The sequence below is a fragment of the Escherichia sp. MAL-1 genome (genome assembly GCF_052948035.1).
The window spans coordinates 4,818,495-4,841,836 of the sequence record NZ_CM129609.1 but is presented as its reverse complement, the minus strand read 5'-3'; the positions used below and the strand labels follow the sequence as shown (position 1 = coordinate 4,841,836).

Annotated in this window: 19 protein-coding genes, 4 tRNA genes and 1 pseudogene; 14 read left to right on the top strand and 10 right to left on the bottom strand. The window is 52.0% G+C overall.

Annotated features, from left to right (window positions below; translation table 11 throughout):
• The 7 genes from wecG (at window position 1) to ACU8XX_RS24080 (ending at window position 4,238) form a co-directional block, all read left to right on the top strand.
• Entirely contained in the window at window positions 1–741 is a 741-nt protein-coding gene (gene wecG / locus ACU8XX_RS24110) for a lipopolysaccharide N-acetylmannosaminouronosyltransferase (protein ID WP_001064038.1), read from the top strand.
• 190 nt (window positions 742–931) lie between these two features.
• Entirely contained in the window at window positions 932–2,317 is a 1,386-nt protein-coding gene (gene thrP / locus ACU8XX_RS24105; protein ID WP_000774731.1) for a bifunctional threonine/serine APC transporter ThrP, read from the top strand.
• Between the two features lie 102 nt (window positions 2,318–2,419).
• Window positions 2,420–2,496, top strand: a tRNA-Arg gene (locus ACU8XX_RS24100).
• Between the two features lie 58 nt (window positions 2,497–2,554).
• Window positions 2,555–2,630 (top strand) — tRNA-His (locus tag ACU8XX_RS24095).
• A gap of 20 nt (window positions 2,631–2,650) precedes the next feature.
• Window positions 2,651–2,737 (top strand) — tRNA-Leu (locus tag ACU8XX_RS24090).
• 42 nt (window positions 2,738–2,779) lie between these two features.
• Window positions 2,780–2,856, top strand: a tRNA-Pro gene (locus ACU8XX_RS24085).
• Window positions 2,857–3,002: 146 nt separating this feature from the next.
• On the top strand, window positions 3,003–4,238 hold the full coding sequence (locus ACU8XX_RS24080) for an anaerobic sulfatase maturase (protein ID WP_000941509.1): 1,236 nt from the start codon (window positions 3,003–3,005) through the stop codon (window positions 4,236–4,238).
• 107 nt (window positions 4,239–4,345) lie between these two features.
• Here the strand turns inward: ACU8XX_RS24080 and ACU8XX_RS24075 are convergent.
• From ACU8XX_RS24075 to hemC, 5 genes and pseudogenes are all read right to left on the bottom strand, one after another.
• Window positions 4,346–4,483, bottom strand: a pseudogene (locus ACU8XX_RS24075) (hypothetical protein); the annotation flags it as partial.
• 678 nt (window positions 4,484–5,161) lie between these two features.
• Complete coding sequence (gene hemY / locus ACU8XX_RS24070) at window positions 5,162–6,358, bottom strand: protoheme IX biogenesis protein HemY (protein ID WP_016241729.1); 1,197 nt, start codon at window positions 6,356–6,358, stop codon at window positions 5,162–5,164.
• Between the two features lie 2 nt (window positions 6,359–6,360).
• Window positions 6,361–7,584, bottom strand: a complete 1,224-nt coding sequence (hemX, locus tag ACU8XX_RS24065; RefSeq protein WP_000139042.1) for a uroporphyrinogen-III C-methyltransferase — start codon at window positions 7,582–7,584, stop codon at window positions 6,361–6,363.
• A 21-nt stretch (window positions 7,585–7,605) separates the two neighbouring features.
• Window positions 7,606–8,346: a uroporphyrinogen-III synthase gene (gene hemD, locus ACU8XX_RS24060; RefSeq protein WP_000026047.1), complete on the bottom strand. Its 741-nt coding sequence runs from the start codon at window positions 8,344–8,346 to the stop codon at window positions 7,606–7,608.
• Window positions 8,343–9,284: a hydroxymethylbilane synthase gene (gene hemC, locus ACU8XX_RS24055; protein ID WP_001338644.1), complete on the bottom strand. Its 942-nt coding sequence runs from the start codon at window positions 9,282–9,284 to the stop codon at window positions 8,343–8,345. The genes hemD and hemC overlap by 4 nt, the downstream gene beginning before the upstream one ends.
• A 386-nt stretch (window positions 9,285–9,670) precedes the next feature.
• Here hemC and cyaA point away from each other — a divergent pair, with 386 nt between their 5' ends.
• Window positions 9,671–12,217, top strand: coding sequence for a class I adenylate cyclase (gene cyaA / locus ACU8XX_RS24050; protein WP_000281668.1), 2,547 nt, complete (start codon window positions 9,671–9,673; stop codon window positions 12,215–12,217).
• A 39-nt stretch (window positions 12,218–12,256) separates the two neighbouring features.
• On the opposite strand, the gene cyaY is transcribed toward cyaA, so the two are convergent.
• The 4 genes from cyaY to ACU8XX_RS24030 form a co-directional block, all read right to left on the bottom strand.
• On the bottom strand, window positions 12,257–12,577 hold the full coding sequence (gene cyaY / locus ACU8XX_RS24045) for an iron donor protein CyaY (protein ID WP_000999956.1): 321 nt from the start codon (window positions 12,575–12,577) through the stop codon (window positions 12,257–12,259).
• A 47-nt stretch (window positions 12,578–12,624) separates the two neighbouring features.
• Window positions 12,625–13,950, bottom strand: coding sequence for a hypothetical protein (locus tag ACU8XX_RS24040; protein WP_001014267.1), 1,326 nt, complete (start codon window positions 13,948–13,950; stop codon window positions 12,625–12,627).
• A complete protein-coding gene (locus ACU8XX_RS24035) occupies window positions 13,947–15,416 on the bottom strand; it encodes a hypothetical protein (RefSeq protein ID WP_012136583.1) in 1,470 nt (489 codons plus the stop codon). Before ACU8XX_RS24035 ends, ACU8XX_RS24040 begins: the two co-directional genes overlap by 4 nt.
• A 365-nt stretch (window positions 15,417–15,781) precedes the next feature.
• Window positions 15,782–16,336: a DUF3304 domain-containing protein gene (locus ACU8XX_RS24030; protein ID WP_000522558.1), complete on the bottom strand. Its 555-nt coding sequence runs from the start codon at window positions 16,334–16,336 to the stop codon at window positions 15,782–15,784.
• Window positions 16,337–16,685: 349 nt separating this feature from the next.
• On the opposite strand from ACU8XX_RS24030, the gene lptM reads away from it, so the two are divergent.
• The 6 genes from lptM (at window position 16,686) to uvrD (ending at window position 22,309) form a co-directional block, all read left to right on the top strand.
• The gene (gene lptM, locus ACU8XX_RS24025) at window positions 16,686–16,889 is read left to right on the top strand and encodes an LPS translocon maturation chaperone LptM (protein ID WP_000799889.1); all 204 of its coding nucleotides are present in this window, start codon (window positions 16,686–16,688) and stop codon (window positions 16,887–16,889) included.
• Window positions 16,890–16,925: 36 nt separating this feature from the next.
• Window positions 16,926–17,750: a diaminopimelate epimerase gene (gene dapF / locus ACU8XX_RS24020; protein ID WP_001160654.1), complete on the top strand. Its 825-nt coding sequence runs from the start codon at window positions 16,926–16,928 to the stop codon at window positions 17,748–17,750.
• Window positions 17,747–18,454, top strand: a complete 708-nt coding sequence (locus ACU8XX_RS24015) for a DUF484 domain-containing protein (protein ID WP_016241731.1) — start codon at window positions 17,747–17,749, stop codon at window positions 18,452–18,454. Before dapF ends, ACU8XX_RS24015 begins: the two co-directional genes overlap by 4 nt.
• Window positions 18,451–19,347: a tyrosine recombinase XerC gene (gene xerC / locus ACU8XX_RS24010; RefSeq protein ID WP_000130686.1), complete on the top strand. Its 897-nt coding sequence runs from the start codon at window positions 18,451–18,453 to the stop codon at window positions 19,345–19,347. The genes ACU8XX_RS24015 and xerC overlap by 4 nt, the downstream gene beginning before the upstream one ends.
• The gene (yigB, locus tag ACU8XX_RS24005; RefSeq protein WP_001213584.1) at window positions 19,347–20,063 is read left to right on the top strand and encodes a 5-amino-6-(5-phospho-D-ribitylamino)uracil phosphatase YigB; all 717 of its coding nucleotides are present in this window, start codon (window positions 19,347–19,349) and stop codon (window positions 20,061–20,063) included. Before xerC ends, yigB begins: the two co-directional genes overlap by 1 nt.
• Before the next feature lie 83 nt (window positions 20,064–20,146).
• The gene (gene uvrD, locus ACU8XX_RS24000) at window positions 20,147–22,309 is read left to right on the top strand and encodes a DNA helicase II (RefSeq protein ID WP_000383406.1); all 2,163 of its coding nucleotides are present in this window, start codon (window positions 20,147–20,149) and stop codon (window positions 22,307–22,309) included.
• 146 nt (window positions 22,310–22,455) lie between these two features.
• Here the strand turns inward: uvrD and ACU8XX_RS23995 are convergent, their stop codons facing one another.
• A complete protein-coding gene (locus tag ACU8XX_RS23995) occupies window positions 22,456–23,220 on the bottom strand; it encodes a phosphodiester glycosidase family protein (protein WP_000951131.1) in 765 nt (254 codons plus the stop codon).
• Between the last annotated feature and the right edge of the window lie 122 nt (window positions 23,221–23,342).

Sequence of the window (23,342 nt, the reverse complement as noted above, 5' to 3'; positions counted from 1 at the left end):
ATGAATAACAACACCACGGCACCGACCTATACGCTGCGTGGCTTACAGTTGATTGGTTGGCGTGATATGCAGCATGCCCTCGATTATCTGTTTGCTGACGGGCAGCTTAAGCAGGGAACGCTGGTTGCCATTAATGCCGAAAAAATGCTGACCATTGAAGATAACGCCGAGGTCAGGGAGTTAATTAACGCTGCCGAATTTAAATATGCGGATGGCATCAGCGTTGTACGTTCAGTACGTAAAAAGTACCCGCAGGCGCAGGTTTCCCGCGTTGCCGGTGCCGATCTCTGGGAAGAGCTGATGGCGCGCGCAGGCAAAGAAGGGACGCCGGTATTTCTTGTGGGCGGTAAACCTGAAGTGCTGGCGCAAACTGAAGCTAAACTGCGCAACCAATGGAATGTGAATATCGTTGGCAGTCAGGATGGTTATTTTAAACCCGAGCAGCGTCAGGCGCTGTTTGAACGCATTCATGCCAGCGGAGCGCAAATCGTCACCGTTGCGATGGGATCGCCAAAGCAGGAGATCTTCATGCGCGACTGCCGTCTGGTGCATCCAGATGCGCTGTATATGGGCGTTGGCGGGACTTACGATGTTTTCACCGGTCACGTAAAACGCGCACCGAAAATCTGGCAAACGCTGGGACTGGAGTGGCTCTACCGCCTGCTTTCGCAGCCGAGCCGCATTAAGCGTCAGCTTCGTTTGCTGCGTTATTTACGCTGGCATTACACCGGCAACCTCTGATTTTCCTCTCTTTGTAAAGCGACGGAGTGGTCACTTCGTCGCCTGTCTGCTTTTTTATTACACAAAGCATTCAAATTTTTAATGCTTTATTTGCCATTTCTCCTGAATTACGAAAACATTCGCAACACTCGATGTACCCATAACGATAACCGGTAACACCGGAAAGCATGCAAACACAACACGAGGATTTATGGCAGATAACAAACCAGAGCTACAGCGTGGGCTGGAAGCTCGACATATCGAACTCATCGCCCTGGGGGGCACCATTGGCGTCGGCCTGTTTATGGGGGCCGCCAGTACCCTGAAATGGGCCGGGCCATCCGTATTGTTGGCCTATATCATCGCCGGGCTGTTCGTCTTTTTCATCATGCGTTCAATGGGCGAAATGTTGTTCCTCGAACCGGTTACCGGTTCGTTCGCCGTTTATGCGCATCGTTATATGAGCCCGTTTTTTGGTTATCTCACCGCCTGGTCTTACTGGTTTATGTGGATGGCCGTGGGGATCTCAGAAATCACCGCCATTGGCGTTTATGTCCAGTTCTGGTTCCCGGAGATGGCGCAGTGGATACCCGCATTGATCGCAGTGGCGCTGGTGGCGTTGGCGAATCTGGCGGCGGTGCGGTTGTACGGCGAAATCGAGTTCTGGTTCGCGATGATCAAAGTCACCACGATTATCGTGATGATTGTCATTGGCCTGGGCGTGATTTTCTTTGGCTTTGGCAATGGTGGGCAGTCGATTGGTTTTAGCAATCTCACAGAGCATGGCGGTTTCTTTGCGGGTGGCTGGAAAGGGTTCCTGACCGCGCTGTGTATTGTGGTGGCGTCCTACCAGGGCGTGGAGCTGATTGGCATTACTGCCGGTGAAGCGAAGAATCCGCAGGTGACACTGCGCAGTGCCGTAGGCAAGGTGCTGTGGCGGATCCTGATTTTCTACGTAGGCGCGATTTTCGTTATCGTCACCATCTTCCCGTGGAATGAAATTGGCAGCAACGGCAGCCCGTTCGTACTGACTTTTGCCAAAATCGGTATTACCGCAGCGGCGGGCATTATCAACTTTGTGGTGCTGACGGCTGCGCTCTCTGGCTGTAACAGCGGCATGTACAGTTGCGGACGTATGCTCTACGCACTGGCGAAAAACCGTCAGTTACCGGCGGCGATGGCGAAAGTTTCCCGTCACGGCGTACCGGTTGCGGGTGTGGCAGTATCTATTGCTATTCTGCTAATTGGCTCATGCCTGAACTACATCATTCCCAATCCGCAGCGTGTGTTTGTCTACGTCTACAGTGCCAGCGTGCTTCCGGGGATGGTGCCATGGTTTGTGATATTGATAAGCCAGCTGCGTTTTCGGCGTGCACATAAAGCGGCGATTGCCAGCCATCCGTTCCGCTCAATCCTGTTCCCGTGGGCCAACTACGTAACAATGGCATTCCTGATTTGCGTTTTGATCGGCATGTACTTTAATGAAGATACGCGTATGTCGCTGTTTGTTGGCATCATCTTTATGCTGGCGGTGACGGCGATTTATAAAGTTTTTGGCCTTAATCGCCACGGGAAAGCGCATAAACTGGAGGAATAAGCAGCAAAACGCACAAACCGTAACCAAACGCGCAATTTATTTAAAAAGGGACTAGACAGAGGGGTGGGAAGTCCGTATTATCCACCCCCGCAACGGCGCTAAGCGCCCGTAGCTCAGCTGGATAGAGCGCTGCCCTCCGGAGGCAGAGGTCTCAGGTTCGAATCCTGTCGGGCGCGCCATTTAGTCCCGGCGCTTGAGCTGCGGTGGTAGTAATACCGCGTAACAAGATTTGTAGTGGTGGCTATAGCTCAGTTGGTAGAGCCCTGGATTGTGATTCCAGTTGTCGTGGGTTCGAATCCCATTAGCCACCCCATTATTAGAAGTTGTGACAATGCGAAGGTGGCGGAATTGGTAGACGCGCTAGCTTCAGGTGTTAGTGTCCTTACGGACGTGGGGGTTCAAGTCCCCCCCCTCGCACCACGACTTTAAAGAATTGAACTAAAAATTCAAAAAGCAGTATTTCGGCGAGTAGCGCAGCTTGGTAGCGCAACTGGTTTGGGACCAGTGGGTCGGAGGTTCGAATCCTCTCTCGCCGACCAATTTTGAACCCCGCTTCGGCGGGGTTTTTTGTTTTCTGTGCATTTCGTCACCCTCCCTTCGCAATAAACGCCCGTAATAACTCATTGCCCCACGGTATGATTTCGCCCTTAACGTATTGAAGGATGACTTCAGGCAAGGAGTGACCATGCTGCAACAGGTTCCAACGCGTGCTTTTCATGTGATGGCGAAACCGAGTGGTTCCGATTGTAATCTGAACTGTGACTACTGTTTTTATCTCGAAAAACAATCCCTTTACCGCGAAAAGCCAGTCACGCATATGGACGATGACACGCTGGAAGCGTATATCCGTCACTATATCGCCGCCAGCGAACTGCAAAACGAAGTGGCTTTTACCTGGCAGGGCGGCGAACCAACGCTACTCGGGCTGGAGTTTTACCGCCGTGCCGTAGCGCTACAGGCGAAATATGGTGCTGGCAGGAAGATAAGTAACAGCTTCCAGACTAACGGCGTGCTGCTGGATGACGAATGGTGCGCGTTTCTCGCGGAGCATCATTTTCTTGTTGGTTTATCGCTGGATGGTCCGCCTGAGATCCACAATCAATATCGCGTGACTAAAGGTGGCAGACCCACGCATAAGCTGGTGATGCGTGCCCTGACGCTGCTGCAAAAACATCATGTCGACTATAACGTGCTGGTCTGCGTTAATCGCACCAGCGCGCAGCAACCGTTGCAGGTATATGATTTTTTGTGCGATGCGGGAGTGGAATTCATCCAGTTTATTCCGGTGGTCGAGCGCCTGGCTGATGAAACGGCTGCCCGCGAAGGACTGAAATTGCATGCGCCTGGTGATATTCAGGGTGAGCTAACGGAATGGTCGGTGCGCCCCGAGGAGTTCGGTGAATTTCTGGTGGCGATATTCGACCACTGGATTAAACGCGACGTCGGCAAGATTTTCGTGATGAATATCGAATGGGCGTTTGCCAATTTTGTCGGTGCGCCGGGTGCGGTTTGCCATCATCAGCCAACCTGTGGGCGCTCGGTGATTGTTGAGCACAACGGCGACGTTTACGCCTGCGATCACTATGTTTATCCACAATATCGGCTGGGGAATATGCACCAGCAAACAATTGCAGAAATGATCGATTCCCCGCAACAGCAGGCGTTTGGTGAAGATAAATTTAAGCAATTACCGGCGCAGTGTCGCAGTTGTAACGTGTTAAAAGCGTGCTGGGGAGGCTGCCCGAAACACCGCTTCATGCTCGATGCCAGCGGCAAACCGGGGCTGAATTATTTGTGTGCCGGGTATCAGCGTTATTTCCGCCATCTACCGCCATATCTTAAAGCAATGGCTGATTTGCTGGCGCACGGTCGCCCGGCCAGTGACATTATGCATGCGCATTTGCTGGTGGTGAGTAAGTAAAAAAGCGGCCATTTTGTGGCCGCCTGCGGTTGATTGCCGGATGCGGCGTAAACGCCTTATCCGGCCTACATGATCGTGCAAATTCAATAAATTGCAGCGTTCTGTGGATACTGGTTTGGGTGATCGTATCCGGCAAAGCCTTTGCGTGCGGTGGCAGTTGACGGGGTATCTGCTGCGCTGGCCATGAGAGGAAGAGCGGCGGCGACAGCAACAACAAGACGTTTGGGTGAAAACGAAATTTCCATGCAAAATGCTCCGGTTTCATGTCATCAAAATGATGACGTAATTAAGCATTGATAATTGAGATCCCTCTCCCTGACAGGATGATTACATAAATAATAGTGACAAAAATAAATTATTTATTTATCCAGAAAATGAATTGGAAAATCAGGAGAGCGTTTTCAATCCTACCTCTGGCGCAGTTGATATGTAAGGCAGGTTTATTATATCACGTTGATTATTGATGCTGTTTTTAGTTTTAACGGCAATTAATATATGTGTTATTAATTGAATGAATTTTATCATTCATAATAAGTATGTGTAGGATCAAGCTCAGGTTAAATATTCACTCAGGAAGTTATTACTCAGGAAGCAAAGAGGATTACAGAATTATCTCATAACAAGTGTTAAGGGATGTTATTTCCCGATTCTCTGTGGCATAATAAACGAGTAGATGCTCATTCCATCTCTTATGTTCGCCTTAGTGCCTCATAAACTCCGGAATGACGCAGAGCCGTTTACGGTGCTTATCGTCCACTGACAGATGTCGCTTATGCCTCATCAGACACCATGGACACAACGTTGAGTGAAGCACCCACTTGTTGTCATACAGACCTGTTTTAACGCCTGCTCCGTAATAAGAGCAGGCGTTTTTTTATGTGTCAGGAAGGCCCCGGAGGTGCTTGCCCCCGGGTGAGAAGGAACTACTGTGGTGGGTTGTTCTGCAACGTTAACATCAAACCGTCGTGACGCATCGCTGCAGCTTCTTCCGGCTTGTGCAGTCTGTCCAGCGCGTCAGCAAGCCATGCGTAATCGTAGGCGTCCGGACGTTGTTTCAGCGCTGCGCGGAAGGCGAGCGATGCTTCCTGCCATTCTCCGTGCTTCATCAGTGACTGGCCCAGTGTGCTCCACAACAGCGGGCGATCGCCGACGTTTTTGATCTGCTGGCGCAGCACTTTTTCCAGCTGTTCCGGATTGTTGGTTTTCAGTCGAGGAATCGGCAGCAGTAGGCGATCGTCGTACTGGCGTTTCAGGCCATCGATGATAATTTGCTGGGCAGTATCATGATCGTCACATTCAATAAGATGTTCCGCCATTGCCACCTGCAACGCTACCTGATGACGCGTTTTCCGGCTTTGGTTTTTCCACCAGTTACGCAAACCTTCACTACCGTTATCGGCACGCGCCTGATCTATCAGGCCAATCCATGCCTGTTGTTCCAGCATTGCACGATGTTCTTCATCACCAACATGGGCTTTCGCCATTGATGGGATGATATCCAGCAGAGAACTCCATGCACCTGTGCGGATATACGCCTGTTCCGCCAGACGTAATACTTCCGGATGGCGTGGCGTAACTTCCAGCAGCTTATCCACGCCGTGGCGTGCAGCATGGTTTTCATTACGGGCCAGTTGCAGACGTACACGGGTGATTTCTACCGGAATGGTGTCATTGCCGGCCAGCTCCGCTGCGCGTTCCAGATGTTGGTTGGCGCGCGCTTCATCACCACGTTGTTGCGCGGCTTCGGCAGCCAGTAGATAGTTCACCACCGGTTGTTCAGCGTGATCGGCATTTTTCGCCATCAGCTTTTCAACTTGCTGATAATCGCCTTCCGCCAGTTTCAGCAGCGCCTGTTCGGTCTGCTTACGTGCACGGCGACGCTTACGCCCGACAAACCACCCACGGGTGTGCGCGCCAGTGCGGAAGATCCGCCGCAGTAGCCACTCAATGGCAAACAGCACTACCATCGCCAGAATCAATATGATCGCCAGGCCCGTGACGCTGGTTTCGATATTGTAGTTGTCGGTCTGGATCAGCACATAACCCTGATGACCGGCAATCATCGGGCCAACCACTATCCCCGCAATCAGCAACACAAAGAGTAATAACACTTTTAGCATGGTTATTCTCCTTGCGGCGCGGCTGCCGGAGTATCACCTTGCGGTGCAGGTGCAGGTGCAGGTGCAGGTGCAGGTGCAGGTGCAGGTGCAGGTGCAGGTTTAGCTTCCGTTGTCCCTGCTGCCGGTTGTGCCAGCAGGTTACGCACGCGAGTCTGCATCAGTTTTTCCAGCATCGCCTGGCTTTGCAGGGTTTCCGGAAGATCCATCGAGATATTTTGCTGGCTTAACTGGTCCACCTCGTCGAGGAACGCTTTGGTGGTGGCATCATCAGTATCGTAGTAAGCACGTACCCAGGTGGAGACGTTCTCCAGCGCCTGGCGATAAGTCTCTTCCTGGTGACGCGGTACAGCTTGTGCTGCGACCAGCAGGCGAGAGCGAATATTTTCGCGCAGATAGATATCCTGATTTGGCGCTAACAGCGGTACGGCGGTGTCATCACGACGGCGAATCGTAATGAAGTTGTCCATAAAGTTCTGCCAGCTTTTTTGCAGATTGATACGCCATTCGCTGATGGAACTGGAAAGCTCTTCACCGTCTGAATCCATCGGCGAACCATCGCTGTCATTATCGGCCAGACGCAGGTTATCTACCTGATTTGAAAGCTGATTAAGCTTAAGGATGATGCCGTCATAATCCACCTGCGATACTGCAGAAAGGCTGGCGATATCATCGGTAATTGCCCGACGAACGGTAATCAGACTCGGGTCATTCATATCCGCCAGGCTGGCGTCTGCACTTTTCAGCAACGCTGCAGCGGTCGTGACGTCCTGATCGCTCCACAGCTTCCGTCCGGCGAGTTTCACCAGAAAATCGGCCTGAGCCAGCAGCCAGGTTTTAGCATCGCTGCCGGAAATGGTGGCGACCTTTTGTTGGACTTCATCCAACTGTTTTGCCAGCGTTTCTTGCTGACGATTCGCCTGCTTAAGTTGTGCAGCTTGTTGCTTAATAATGCCTTCCAGCTCGGCTTTTTGGCTCTCCTGGGCTTTTTGCAATGCCGTCAGTTGGTTAGCCAGGGCATCGCTGGTGGCGGTCTGATTGACGGCCTGTTGTTTACCCCAGCCATACAAACCGACGCCCGCCGCCAGAGCAATAGCGATAGCCACCGCGCTGAGAATCAATGCGGTATTGTTCTTACTCTTTTTTTCTGTTGCGACAGGTTGTGACGTGGTGTCCACGGCCTCCCTGGTCTCTTCAACCACGGCGGAGGTTTTTTCTTGTTCCGTCATTATGGCTTCCTGTTATGAGAGTTATTGTAATGCCCGTAAAAGCGCATCGTTGTCAGCGTTATCGGCGACCTTAATGTCTTGCCAGCCCAGTTCCCGGGCGAGTTTCGCCAAACGCTCACTGACGACCAATAGTCGACAGTGTAGTAACCAGTGCTCACGATACCATTGTGGGATCAGCGACCAGAGTTGCTGCAACATTTCACCGCTGGTAACAACGACCATCGTCACCTCGCGGGATTGCCAGCGCATCGCTTCTTCTGCACCATCGTAATGGATTGCGCATCGTTGATAACATTCACAAAAAGTGACCTCAGCACCGCGCGCTGTCAGGGTATCCCCAATTAGCTCACGACCGCCATTGCCACGTAATATCAGCGCACGTTTGCCCGCAATATTTTGTAATTCAGGTAATTGTAGCAAGACTTCGCTGATTTCCCGATCCTGCGGGTAGAGAATCTTCTGTCCGCTTACGGTATGTAGCGCCAGTGCGGTGGTGCGTCCAATGGCGAAATAATCAGGTAGTCGGGGCCATTTACGATCTTGCTGATGCAGCTGTGATTGGGCAAAAGCAACCGCGTGTTGCGAGAGGGCAAACAACAGATCGCTCTCCCCCAGCGCCGCCAGTTGATCAGCAAGTTGCGGTAATTGTTGACCCGGAGAAAACTCAATCAGCGGAAAATGCCAGGCCACCTGCCCCAGTGTGCGCAGACGGCTCACTAACTCTTCTCCAGCGGGAGACGGGCGGGTGACCAGGATACTCATGCCGGGGCGTCTCCGTTATAGACTTCAGCGAGGATCTCGCGCGCGCCGTTATTCAGTAGCTCTTCTGCCAGCGAAATCCCCATTTGTTCGGCATCTTGCGGCGCACCGCGGCGTTCACCGCGAATAATCTGCGAACCGTCCGGCGCGCCGACCAGCGCACGCAGCCAGATTTCGCCATCAATAAGCTCGGCGTAGCTACCAATTGGCACCTGACATCCGCCTTCGAGACGGGTATTCATGGCGCGTTCTGCGGTAACGCGCAGTGCAGTTTCGTGGTGATTCAGCGCGGCAAGCAGCTCGCGAGTGCGTGAATCATCAAGGCGGCATTCAATACCCACCGCACCTTGTCCTACCGCCGGAAGAGAAATCTCGGGTGGCAACGCGGCGCGAATACGTGACTCCAGACCTAAACGTTTTAGTCCGGCTACGGCAAGAATGATGGCATCGTATTCGCCGTTATCCAGTTTGCTCAGGCGAGTGCCGACGTTGCCGCGCAGGGAGCGGATAATCAGATCCGGACGGCGTTCAGCCAGTTGGCACTGGCGACGTAAACTGGACGTCCCGACGATACTGCCTGCCGGTAACGCATCCAGACTGTCATAGTTATTGGACACAAAGGCATCGCGAGGATCTTCACGCTCACAAATAGTGACCAGTCCCAGACCTTGCGGGAATTCAACCGGCACATCTTTCATTGAGTGTACGGCGATATCGGCGCGATTTTCGAGGAGCGCGACTTCCAGCTCTTTTACAAATAAGCCTTTTCCGCCTACTTTCGCCAGCGGCGTATCAAGAATCACATCGCCGCGCGTCACCATCGGTACCAGTTCAACGACCAGGCCCGGATGGCTCGCCATCAACTTGTCTTTGACATAGTGTGCCTGCCAGAGTGCAAGTGGGCTTTGGCGTGTGGCAATTCTTAAAACATTGTCTAACATGCTTGTTACCGTCATTATCATCCGTGGTCCATCCTAACATCCTTGCCAGAGTGATGTCAGTGTTGTGGTGAAACGTAGACGCCTGCGCAAACCGTAAAATGAGGTCTGGCAGTGGATCCTGACAGGCGTTTCACGCCGTTGTAATAAGGAATTTACAGAGAATAAACGGTGCTACACTTGTATGTAGCGCATCTTTCTTTACGGTCAATCAGCAAGGTGTTAAATTGATCACGTTTTAGACCATTTTTTCGTCGTGAAACTAAAAAAACCAGGCGCGAAAAGTGGTAACGGTTACCTTTGACATACGAAATATCCCGAATGCCGCGTGTTACCGTTGATGTTGGCGGAATCACAGTCATGACGGGTAGCAAATCAGGCGATACGTCTTGTACCTCTATATTGAGACTCTGAAACAGAGACTGGATGCCATAAATCAATTGCGTGTGGATCGCGCGCTTGCTGCTATGGGGCCTGCATTCCAACAGGTCTACAGTCTACTGCCGACATTGTTGCACTATCACCATCCGCTAATGCCGGGTTACCTTGATGGTAACGTTCCCAAAGGCATTTGCCTTTACACGCCTGATGAAACTCAACGCCACTATCTGAACGAGCTTGAACTGTATCGTGGAATGTCAGTACAGGATCCGCCGAAAGGTGAGCTTCCAATTACTGGTGTATACACCATGGGCAGCACCTCGTCCGTAGGGCAAAGTTGTTCCTCTGACCTGGATATCTGGGTCTGTCATCAATCCTGGCTCGATAGCGAAGAGCGCCAATTGCTACAACGTAAATGTAGCCTGCTGGAAAACTGGGCCGCCTCGCTGGGTGTGGAAGTCAGCTTCTTCCTGATTGATGAAAACCGCTTCCGTCATAATGAAAGCGGCAGCCTGGGGGGCGAAGATTGTGGCTCCACCCAGCATATACTGCTGCTTGACGAATTTTATCGTACCGCCGTGCGTCTCGCCGGTAAGCGTATTCTGTGGAATATGGTGCCGTGCGACGAAGAAGAGCATTACGACGACTATGTGATGACGCTTTACGCGCAGGGCGTGCTGACGCCAAATGAATGGCTGGATCTCGGTGGCTTAAGCTCGCTTTCTGCTGAAGAGTACTTTGGTGCCAGCCTTTGGCAGCTCTACAAGAGTATCGATTCCCCATACAAAGCGGTACTGAAAACACTGCTGCTGGAAGCCTATTCCTGGGAATACCCGAACCCACGTCTGCTGGCGAAAGATATCAAACAGCGTTTGCACGACGGCGAGATTGTATCGTTTGGTCTCGATCCATACTGCATGATGCTGGAGCGTGTTACTGAATACCTGACGGCGATTGAAGATTTTACCCGTCTGGATTTAGTACGTCGCTGCTTCTATTTAAAAGTGTGCGAAAAGCTCAGCCGTGAACGCGCCTGCGTAGGCTGGCGTCGCGCAGTGTTGAGCCAGTTAGTGAGCGAGTGGGGTTGGGACGAAGCTCGTCTGGCAATGCTCGATAACCGCGCTAACTGGAAGATTGATCAGGTGCGTGAGGCGCACAACGAGTTGCTCGACGCGATGATGCAGAGCTACCGTAATCTGATCCGCTTTGCGCGTCGCAATAACCTTAGCGTCTCCGCCAGTCCGCAGGATATCGGCGTGCTGACGCGTAAGCTGTATGCCGCGTTTGAAGCATTACCAGGTAAAGTGACGCTGGTAAACCCGCAGATTTCACCCGATCTCTCGGAACCGAATCTGACCTTTATTTATGTGCCGCCGGGCCGGGCTAACCGTTCAGGTTGGTATCTGTATAACCGCGCGCCAAATATTGAGTCGATCATCAGCCATCAGCCGCTGGAATATAACCGTTACCTGAATAAACTGGTGGCGTGGGCATGGTTTAACGGCCTGCTGACCTCGCGCACCCGTTTGTATATTAAAGGTAACGGCATTGTCGATTTGCCTAAGTTGCAGGAGATGGTCGCCGACGTGTCGCACCATTTCCCGCTGCGCTTACCTGCACCGACACCGAAGGCGCTCTACAGCCCGTGTGAGATCCGCCATCTGGCGATTATCGTTAACCTGGAATATGACCCGACAGCGGCGTTCCGCAATCAGGTGGTGCATTTTGATTTCCGTAAGCTGGATGTCTTCAGCTTTGGCGAGAATCAAAATTGCCTGGTAGGTAGCGTTGACCTGCTGTACCGCAACTCGTGGAACGAAGTGCGTACGCTGCACTTCAACGGCGAGCAATCGATGATCGAAGCCCTGAAAACTATTCTCGGCAAAATGCATCAGGACGCCGCACCGCCAGATAGCGTGGAAGTCTTCTGTTATAGCCAGCATCTGCGCGGCTTAATCCGTACTCGCGTGCAGCAACTGGTTTCTGAGTGTATTGAACTGCGCCTTTCCAGCACCCGCCAGGAAACCGGGCGTTTCAAGGCGCTGCGCGTTTCTGGTCAAACCTGGGGGTTGTTCTTCGAACGCCTGAATGTATCGGTACAGAAACTGGAAAACGCCATCGAGTTTTATGGCGCGATTTCGCATAACAAACTGCACGGCCTGTCAGTGCAGGTTGAAACCAATCACGTCAAATTACCGGCGGTGGTGGACGGCTTTGCCAGCGAAGGGATCATCCAGTTCTTTTTCGAAGAAACGCAAGACGAGAATGGCTTTAATATCTACATTCTCGACGAAAGCAACCGGGTTGAGGTATATCACCACTGCGAAGGCAGCAAAGAGGAGCTGGTACGTGACGTCAGTCGCTTCTACTCGTCATCGCATGACCGTTTTACCTACGGCTCAAGCTTCATCAACTTCAACCTGCCGCAGTTCTATCAGATTGTGAAGGTTGATGGTCGTGAACAGGTGATTCCGTTCCGCACAAAATCTATCGGTAACATGCCGCCTGCCAATCAGGATCACGATACGCCGCTATTACAGCAATATTTTTCGTGATGAACGTGCCGGAAAGCGAGGCTTATCCGGCATGCAATCTTAGCGGAAACTGACTGTTTCACCCGCCTGCTGCGTCGCCGCCTGTTCCAGCAAATCCCAGAAGGTTTCGCCGCTGCGATCGCAAATCCACTCATCGCCTTTCAGATCAAAATGGTAGCCGCCTTGTTTGGTTGCCAGCCATACCTGGTGCAGCGGTTCCTGGCGGTTGATAATGATTTTGCTGCCATTTTCAAAGGTAATGGTCAGTACGCCGCCGTTGATTTCGCAGTCGATATCGCTGTCGCCATCCCAGTAGTCCAGGCGTTCTTCAATGGTCAGCCAGAGTTGATCAGCCAGGCGATGAAATTCACTGTCGTTCATTGTTGTATCCTGTTTTTAAGTGATGGCGGCAGTATAGCGGTATGGGGTCAGGGCTTCAAAGTTTGCACCTCTGCTGCTGCGTTCCGGCATGATTCATCCGTCACCGGAATAATGATGTCTCTGTTTTGAACTTCACGTACGTTCTCCTCTCTGACACGAGTTTTCGCCGGGCAGGGGGAGGGCGTAATCCTTACCTCTGTATCGGTCCATGTATAAACATTGCGATCGTCATAAGCGAAGCGATCGTTTTTAGTTAGCGGACCGTTAACTGGAATAATTTGCAAGCTCTTTGACCGTAATTGGCGGATAAAGTAAGCATGCTGTTTGCCGCTATTAAATGAGCGATCAATGACCAGGTCTGGCGTATCCAGCGGGATTATCTCAAGCTGGTCTTCACCAAATGTCGATAATTTTGTTACATACAGCCGATCTTTATATTGCGCAATATTGCCAGTAATCAGATGAAATTGTTCAGGTTCAATACCTGGTAGGTCTATCCACTTGCTCCACTGACGGTCGGGCGTGAGCTGTTTACGCCAGCGAACGCGACTTTCCCCTACTTCAAAAGAGACGTCATCATCTACGGGTATCGCTTTGCCTGATAATTGACCAAAGGGATAACGATGCAGACCCTTATTGTCGCGAAAAACCAGCAGTGAATGAGGTATCCAGCGAATTATCTCAAATGAGTCTGCATTCGCCGTAAGGTGAACGCCATTTAAATAAATATTCTGCCCACTGCGGATAAGCAGATCATTGGAATACGAATTTCTGTTTACACTCATAAGACGTGGATTAATACCCCACCATCTTTTTTCTAATACAGTAACATCACTGCTGCTCCCCTGACGTCGACCGGACAAGTAGAGATTTTTACTATCCATCAGCGTGGTAGAGTTACCTTCGATAGCTTTTAGTGTCGCCAGATCAACACGTGACGCGCCGCTATTACTTTCGGTGCGCTGTCCGTCAAAATAGAGGCTATATTTATCGACCGCGAAGCGGCCCATAGCCTGAAAGCTGGCAATATCGACAGTGGGGGTTCCCGGTGGATTGCTAACGATTTTGCCACGCCAGAGAATAACGCGGCCGTCTGTCACCCAGTGGTATTCCTCATTTTTTATGCTTATTTCATCGGTGGGTATATAGCCTTCCACCAACTCCCGCTCCCCGGATATATTTGTCACAAGGCGCAAATCGGCTCTGTTCATCTTCGGAAATTGGGCAATGATTTTCTCATCCTCCCCATAACCTTTACCGTAAGACATAACACCGTGATCATTGTAATAGTCGAACCCTATGGCCTGTACAGCAGGCGTCAGAAATATGTGCCCCAACAGGATGAGTGCAACTGTGATTATTTGACCATTCATTTTGTCGCCTCATTGCGCGGGGCAGGAATAAATTCGCCGTCATCAGTAATTTTTCCGTCCAGATATCCCGTTTTGTAATTTACGCCATAGCCATATCCCGAATGTTGTTCCTTCCAGATTAAGCGAACTTGTTTCGGATCAGCGGTGCGGTATCGCCAGAGCTGCGCGCCATCAAAGCTGTAAACGTAGCGGTTATCGCGGGCATACCATCTGCGCAAAAAGGGATGGTCATTAAGATGGGCTTCGCGTTCATCCGGAGAGTGGTTATCCAGTAAGATCAGCGGTCCGTCAGATTCAAACACGTGTAAACCGGAATGGTATGGCCACCCTTCGGCACGCGTAAGTAAATAGCCGTGGCGTTTCCCGGCGTTGAAACGTTTGTTGATAATAAGATTGGGATCATCAAGTTTCACGATCTCCAGCTTGCGGTCACCAGACTCTGTTTCGATGATGGTATAAAGCGAGTCCTGATACTGGGCGACAGCATCACTGATGGGGTGAAACTGTTCCGGATCGAGTCCGGGTAATTCTTCCTGTTTACAAGCAGGCCCTTTACGCCAGAACACTTTCTTTTCCAGCAGAGAAAAATCCAGACAGTGCTTTGTTAAATCTTCATCCCACGCCAGATTTTCCTTGTCGAGGACTTTACGCTGTAGCCCGTTTTTATCACGCCAGGTCAAGAGTGAGCCGGGCATCCAGCGTACGACGGAAAAGGTGTTCGGGTCGGCATCAAGCTGTTCGCTGTTGATCAGGATTTTGGTCCGTGTACGAGCCAGGGTATCCCAGGGGCCAAATGGGGCAGGAAGGCAGGGATTGAATGCTGTAGAGAATTTACCGCGCTGATCCCATGATTTTTGTGCCAGTACCGTAAAGGTGTCAGGATCATCAAGGCGCTGACCATTTGCGTAAAGATAATGCTTGTCACGGAGAATCAAACCTAGCCAGTCTGGTTTCCATTGCGGGTTAAATTCTACCTGACGCAACGTTCGGCGGTTTAGTTGCTGGTTGCTATCGGTGCGTTTGCCTTCGTAATAGAGGCTGTACTTATCTGCGGCAAAATCACCCCATGCCTGAAATGACGAGATATCGACTGGCGGTGTGCCTGGAGGGTTTTGCACAATCTCGCCAGCGTAGAGAATAGCGCGACCATCGCTATAGTAAGAGTAATGGGGAAGAGTTGCGTTTGCGCCGCTGTAGACAACGTCTGTCGTGAGATCAGTAGCCGGGGGCACCGTTTCCCAATCCTTCAGTTTTGTTGGGTCAATTAACAAATTCGGTAACAGACGCAGACGCTTGTAGTTAATCTGCGGTAGCGAAAGATTGGTCTTTTCATAAGGGCGCAGGTACACCACGCCTTTTCCTTGTTTCTGGTAAATATTATGTTCCGGCTCATCAAGCCGACATCCCCATGCCGATGATAAGAACAATGAACAAGACAACAAACAAACCACATTGCGATAGTGCATAAAGCCATCCTGGCGCGAGGTGCCGATCACGAAACTACCAGCAGAACATAATTCCCCGCACGTAAGCGTAACTTTTGCGGCAAATCGTCACTTTTCAGAATCCATAAAGGTCATTGCTATTTTCTGATAGTTGCTGGGTAAACGTGATGTTTCCATTCGCGATATAAATACGAGGTACTGCGCCATGGTGTGACTGATCACGTTAAAATATTCCGGATTGACGCCGGGAAGGGTTTCAACATGCGGCTCTGCCCCCGTTGCCTACTTTATTGTCTTTCGCGAGTTGTACCCAGGTCCCACCATCGGTATCTAACATTCCCCACATTATTACGCTTTCTGCCGAACGTGATTTTTATAGAAATCTATCAATTCATTTTTCCTGTGGCATAAAGTTTATCTTTCACATCCTGCCGAACGCGGGTCTTGTACCCCCCATTGTGAAGATCTTCATACGGAGAAAAAGAATCTTTACTCCACCCCAGCAGCACTTTATCGCCAGGCATAAAATGCACATGCAGAAAATCTTCTCCCCATTCTCTTTTGGGGAGAGGTAACGTCATATTCCGTTTCTCCAGACGCATTCCAGCATTATACTGTGTACGAGTAGTACTTAATGTCCAGATAACCTCTGCCGTATCCCCACTAACATCACCACAACAGGTTGTTGAACCGCCACCATTTGCAAAAGCATTCGCGCCCGCCACGCCGTTAACACTGAATCCCAGTATCGGGCGGTCAATTTCACTGTGGATTTCCAGAATCACTCCACCTCTTGGTCCTCCCCATACTGCCTGTCCTATATTCCACAACACGACCAGTACCGGAACGACAATTAACGTCCGCCATACCCAGCGCCCCCACCGGGCATAACCGCGCGTAAGCTTTTGGTCAAATTTTTCCAGTTGGGTAAATAGCCCCATCAGATTTTATTCCCTCTTATCACCAGGTTGGCAAAGTTGTATGTCACTGGCGACTAAGGTCAGACAACAAAATTGCATGGTGCGCCACTCTTTTAAAAGCTCCATGCCGACGATAAGAACAACGAACAAGCCAACAAACAAACCACATTGCGATAGTGCATAAAGCCATCCTGGCGCGAGGTGTTGATCACGAAACTGCCAGCAGAACATAAATCCTCACGAGTAAGCGTTATACTCGCAGCATTTCCTCACTTTTCAGACTTCATAAAGAGTCGCTAAACGCTTGCTTTTACGCCTTCTCCTGCGATGATAGAAAGCAGAAAGCGATGAACTTTACAGGCAATCCATAATGAAAAACGTGTTTAAGGCACTCACTGTATTACTTACTCTCTTCAGCCTGACGGGCTGCGGTCTGAAAGGTCCGCTCTATTTCCCGCCAGCAGATAAAAACGCACCGCCGCCGACCAAACCGGTAGAGACGCAAACGCAATCCACGGTGCCGGATAAAAACGATCGCGCCACTGGCGATGGTCCATCCCAGGTGAATTACTAAAAGTCAGTTTCTGTACCCGCGTGATTGGAGTAAATGATGCAGTTCTCGAAAATGCATGGCCTTGGCAACGATTTTATGGTCGTCGACGCGGTAACGCAGAATGTCTTTTTTTCACCGGAGCTGATTCGTCGCCTGGCTGATCGGCACCTGGGGGTAGGGTTTGACCAACTGCTGGTGGTTGAGCCGCCGTATGATCCTGAACTGGATTTTCACTATCGCATTTTCAATGCTGATGGCAGTGAAGTGGCGCAGTGCGGCAACGGTGCGCGCTGCTTTGCCCGTTTTGTGCGTCTGAAAGGACTGACCAATAAGCGTGATATCCGCGTCAGCACCGCCAACGGGCGGATGGTTCTTACCGTCACCGATGATGATCTGGTCCGCGTAAATATGGGCGAACCCAACTTCGAACCTTCCGCGGTGCCATTTCGCGCTAACAAAGCGGAAAAGACCTATATTATGCGCGCCGCCGAGCAGACAATCTTATGCGGCGTAGTGTCGATGGGAAATCCACATTGCGTGATTCAGGTCGATGATGTCGATACCGCGGCGGTAGAAACGCTTGGTCCTGTTCTGGAAAGCCACGAGCGTTTTCCGGAGCGCGCCAATATCGGTTTTATGCAAGTGGTTAAGCGCGAGCATATTCGTTTACGCGTTTATGAGCGTGGGGCAGGAGAAACCCAGGCCTGCGGCAGCGGCGCGTGTGCGGCGGTTGCAGTAGGGATTCAGCAAGGTTTGCTGGCCGAAGAAGTACGCGTGGAACTCCCCGGCGGTCGTCTTGATATCGCCTGGAAAGGTCCGGGTCACCCGTTATATATGACTGGCCCGGCGGTACATGTCTACGACGGATTTATTCATCTATGAAGCAACCAGGGGAAGAACTGCAGGAAACACTCACGGAGCTTGATGACCGGGCGGTTGTCGATTATCTGATTAAAAATCCTGAGTTTTTTATCCGTAATGCGCGCGCAGTAGAAGCGATACGTGTGCCGCATCCGGTACGCGGCACCGTTTCGTTGGTCGAGTGGCACATGGCCCGCGCACGTAATCATATTCATGTTCTGGAAGAGAACATGGCGCTGTTGATGGAACAGGCTATCGCCAACGAAGGCCTGTTTTATCGCCTACTCTACCTGCAGCGCAGTCTCACCGCCGCCAGCAGTCTCGACGATATGCTGATGCGCTTTCACCGCTGGGCGCGCGATCTCGGCCTGGCAGGTGCGAGTCTGCGCCTGTTTCCGGATCGCTGGCGCTTAGGTGCGCCGTCGAACCACACTCATCTGGCATTAAGCCGTCAGTCTTTCGAACCGCTGCGTATTCAGCGTTTGGGGCAGGAACAGCACTATCTTGGGCCGCTTAACGGACCAGAGCTGCTGGTGGTGCTACCGGAAGCGAAAGCGGTGGGATCGGTGGCTATGTCGATGCTGGGAAGCGATGCTGATTTGGGTGTCGTGCTGTTTACCAGTCGCGATGTCAGTCACTATCAACAAGGGCAGGGAACGCAGTTACTTCATGAAATTGCGCTGATGTTGCCGGAGCTTCTGGAGCGTTGGATTGAACGCGTATGACCGATTTACACACCGATGTAGAACGCTACCTACGTTATCTGAGCGTGGAGCGCCAGCTTAGCCCGATAACCCTGCTTAACTACCAGCGTCAGCTTGAGGCGATCATCAATTTTGCCAGCGAAAACGGCCTGCAAAGCTGGCAACAATGCGATGCAGCGATGGTACGCAATTTTGCTGTACGCAGTCGCCGTAAAGGGCTGGGAGCAGCAAGTCTGGCGTTACGGCTTTCTGCGCTACGTAGCTTTTTTGACTGGCTGGTCAGCCAGAACGAACTCAAAGCTAACCCGGCGAAAGGTGTTTCGGCACCGAAAGCGCCGCGTCATCTGCCGAAAAATATCGACGTCGACGATATGAATCGGCTGCTGGATATTGATATCAACGATCCCCTCGCCGTGCGCGACCGGGCAATGCTGGAAGTGATGTACGGCGCGGGCCTGCGTCTTTCCGAACTGGTGGGGCTGGATATCAAACACCTCGACCTGGAGTCCGGCGAAGTGTGGGTGATGGGGAAAGGCAGCAAAGAGCGCCGCCTGCCGATTGGTCGCAACGCTGTGGCGTGGATTGAGCACTGGCTTGATTTGCGCGACCTGTTTGGTAGCGAAGACGACGCGCTTTTTCTGTCGAAACTGGGCAAGCGTATCTCCGCGCGTAATGTGCAGAAACGCTTTGCCGAATGGGGCATAAAACAAGGGCTGAATAATCACGTTCACCCGCATAAATTACGTCACTCGTTCGCTACGCATATGCTGGAGTCGAGCGGCGATCTTCGTGGTGTGCAGGAGCTGCTGGGTCATGCCAACCTCTCCACCACGCAAATCTATACTCATCTTGATTTTCAACACCTTGCCTCGGTGTACGATGCGGCGCATCCACGCGCCAAACGGGGGAAATAATGCGTTTTTACCGGCCTTTGGGGCGCATCTCGGCGCTCACCTTTGACCTGGATGATACCCTTTACGATAACCGTCCGGTGATTTTGCGCACCGAGCGAGAGGCGCTTACCTTTGTGCAAAATTATCATCCGGCGCTGCGCAGCTTCCAGAATGAAGATCTGCAACGCCTGCGCCAGGCGGTACGGGAAGCGGAACCCGAGATTTATCACGACGTGACGCGCTGGCGTTTTCGTTCGATTGAACAAGCGATGCTCGACGCCGGGCTGAGTGCCGAAGAAGCCAGTGCCGGCGCACACGCAGCAATGATCAACTTTGCCAAATGGCGCAGCCGGATCGACGTCCCGCAGCAAACCCACGACACCTTAAAACAGCTGGCGAAGAAATGGCCGCTGGTGGCGATCACCAACGGTAACGCCCAGCCGGAGCTGTTTGGTTTGGGGGATTATTTTGAGTTTGTGCTGCGCGCTGGCCCGCACGGGCGCTCAAAACCGTTCAGCGATATGTACTTTCTGGCGGCGGAAAAACTCAACGTGCCGATCGGCGAGATCTTACATGTTGGGGACGATCTCACCACTGACGTGGGTGGGGCAATTCGCAGCGGAATGCAGGCTTGTTGGATCAGACCGGAAAATGGCGATCTGATGCAAACCTGGGACAGCCGTTTACTGCCACATCTGGAAATTTCCCGGTTGGCATCTCTGACCTCGCTGATATAATCAGCAAATCTGTATATATACCCAGCTTTTTGGCGGAGGGCGTTGCGCTTCTCCGCCCAACCTATTTTTACGCGGCGGTGCCAATGGACGTTTCTTACCTGCTCGACAGCCTTAATGACAAACAGCGCGAAGCGGTGGCCGCGCCACGCAGCAACCTTCTGGTGCTGGCGGGCGCGGGCAGTGGTAAGACGCGCGTACTGGTGCATCGTATCGCCTGGCTGATGAGCGTGGAAAACTGCTCGCCATACTCGATTATGGCGGTGACGTTTACCAACAAAGCGGCGGCGGAGATGCGTCATCGTATCGGGCAACTGATGGGCACCAGCCAGGGCGGTATGTGGGTCGGCACCTTCCACGGGCTGGCGCACCGCCTGCTGCGTGCGCACCATATGGACGCCAATCTGCCGCAGGATTTCCAGATCCTCGACAGTGAAGACCAGCTACGCCTGCTTAAGCGTTTGATCAAGGCGATGAACCTCGACGAGAAGCAGTGGCCGCCGCGCCAGGCAATGTGGTACATCAACAGCCAGAAAGATGAAGGCCTGCGTCCGCATCATATTCAAAGCTACGGTAATCCGGTGGAGCAGACCTGGCAGAAGGTGTATCAGGCGTATCAGGAAGCGTGCGATCGTGCGGGTCTGGTGGACTTCGCCGAGCTGCTGCTGCGCGCTCACGAGTTGTGGCTTAACAAGCCGCATATCCTGCAACACTACCGCGAACGTTTTACCAATATCCTGGTGGACGAATTCCAGGATACCAACAACATTCAGTACGCGTGGATCCGCCTGCTGGCGGGCGACACCGGCAAAGTGATGATCGTCGGTGATGACGACCAGTCAATCTACGGCTGGCGCGGGGCGCAGGTGGAGAATATTCAGCGTTTCCTTAATGATTTCCCCGGTGCCGAAACTATTCGTCTGGAGCAAAACTACCGCTCTACCAGCAATATTCTGAGCGCCGCTAACGCCCTGATTGAAAACAATAACGGGCGTCTGGGTAAAAAACTGTGGACCGATGGCGCGGACGGTGAGCCTATTTCCCTCTATTGCGCTTTTAACGAACTCGATGAAGCGCGTTTTGTGGTTAACCGCATCAAAACCTGGCAGGACAACGGCGGAGCGCTTGCCGAGTGCGCCATTCTCTACCGCAGCAACGCCCAGTCGCGGGTGCTCGAAGAGGCGTTATTGCAGGCCAGTATGCCGTACCGTATTTACGGCGGGATGCGCTTCTTCGAACGCCAGGAAATCAAAGATGCGCTCTCGTATCTGCGCCTGATTGCCAACCGCAACGACGACGCGGCCTTTGAGCGTGTGGTGAATACGCCAACGCGGGGTATTGGTGACCGGACGCTGGACGTGGTACGTCAGACATCGCGCGATCGCCAGTTAACACTCTGGCAGGCATGTCGTGAGCTGTTGCAGGAAAAAGCCCTCGCCGGGCGAGCTGCCAGCGCCTTGCAGCGATTTATGGAATTAATCGACGCCTTAGCGCAGGAAACTGCCGATATGCCGCTGCATGTACAGACTGACCGGGTAATTAAAGACTCCGGCCTGCGTACCATGTATGAGCAGGAGAAGGGCGAAAAAGGTCAGACGCGTATCGAAAACTTAGAGGAACTGGTGACGGCAACGCGCCAGTTCAGCTACAACGAAGAAGACGAAGATTTAATGCCGCTGCAGGCGTTCCTCTCCCATGCGGCACTGGAAGCAGGTGAAGGGCAGGCGGATACCTGGCAGGATGCGGTGCAGTTGATGACGCTACACTCGGCGAAAGGCCTGGAGTTCCCGCAGGTGTTTATCGTTGGTATGGAAGAGGGCATGTTCCCAAGCCAGATGTCGCTGGATGAAGGCGGGCGTCTGGAAGAAGAACGCCGTCTGGCCTACGTTGGCGTAACCCGCGCGATGCAGAAACTGACGCTGACCTACGCGGAAACCCGCCGTCTGTATGGTAAAGAGGTTTACCATCGCCCGTCGCGCTTTATCGGCGAGCTGCCGGAAGAGTGTGTGGAAGAGGTGCGCCTGCGCGCCACGGTAAGCCGCCCGGTCAGCCATCAGCGGATGGGTACGCCGATGGTCGAGAACGACAGCGGCTACAAGCTCGGCCAGCGCGTACGCCACGCTAAGTTTGGTGAAGGCACCATTGTCAATATGGAAGGCAGCGGTGAGCATAGCCGTTTGCAGGTGGCATTTCAGGGCCAGGGTATTAAATGGCTGGTGGCGGCATACGCCCGGCTGGAGTCGGTGTAACGTTGCCGGATGCGGTGCTGCGCACCTTATTTGGCCTAAAAAATCATTCATATTCAATAAATTGCAACGTCATGTATGCCGGATAGGGCGTTTACGCCGCATCCGGCATCTGCGCCATCTTCAGTATCTGACACAAAACTATCGTTTTAACCTTTCCGCTCGACGGAAATCATGGTGACAAAAGGATAGCGTTGCCACGGGATTGCCCCGCCTTTCATATACATATGTGAAATCGTACCATCAAGATAAAGCAGCTGCTCAACGTTCAGTTTCGCTTTGGCATAACAGGCAAAATCATAAAAATTTGTCGCCTGCTGGCTCAACAAAAACACGGCATTCCCATGTTTATTAATCCCAACACCGTTACGAATTTTACGTGAGGCGACGTTGGGATGAATACGCGGATTAATTACACCGTTTTCCATCAACATTGGCCCTGACTGCACCGCAAACTGAATATCTTTACTGGCTTTAAAAGCATCTAGACGAACGATGCCGACTTTATCTCCCGCGACATAAAACACGCCGCCAGGACGGATAAAGAAATTCCCTTCACCTGAAGCGAGATTTAACGCCACCTTCTGCTGACCGTTTTCGATGTACAAACCGAGCGGCGCATAGCTTTCATCATAGATGCCGCCGTTCATCGCCATCTGCACCTGACCCTGACTATTAATATCCGCCAGCAGAGCATGTAACGTTCCCCACGCTTCGCCATTGGCTTTTTGCCAGTACATTTTCACCCGCTCTGTTTGAGGATTAACGGTATACGCCTGTACGGTCAGCGTCGGATCTGAGAGTGCGCAATCATCAGCGGCAACAGCAAACAAGGGAAGTAAGGTGAGGGCGAGAAAAATCCGTTTGAGATTCAAGGTGATCATTCCTTTACCAATGAGTAGCTGATGCGCCATTATAGGTCCTGGATGTGGGATTTTTTTATCCTGTTAGCGACCTTGACGAGTACCAAAAAGCGCGAAGTTCAACTATTGTTCTGTGGTGTTCTGTTGCGTGTTGACGGCAAAATTTTGCTGGC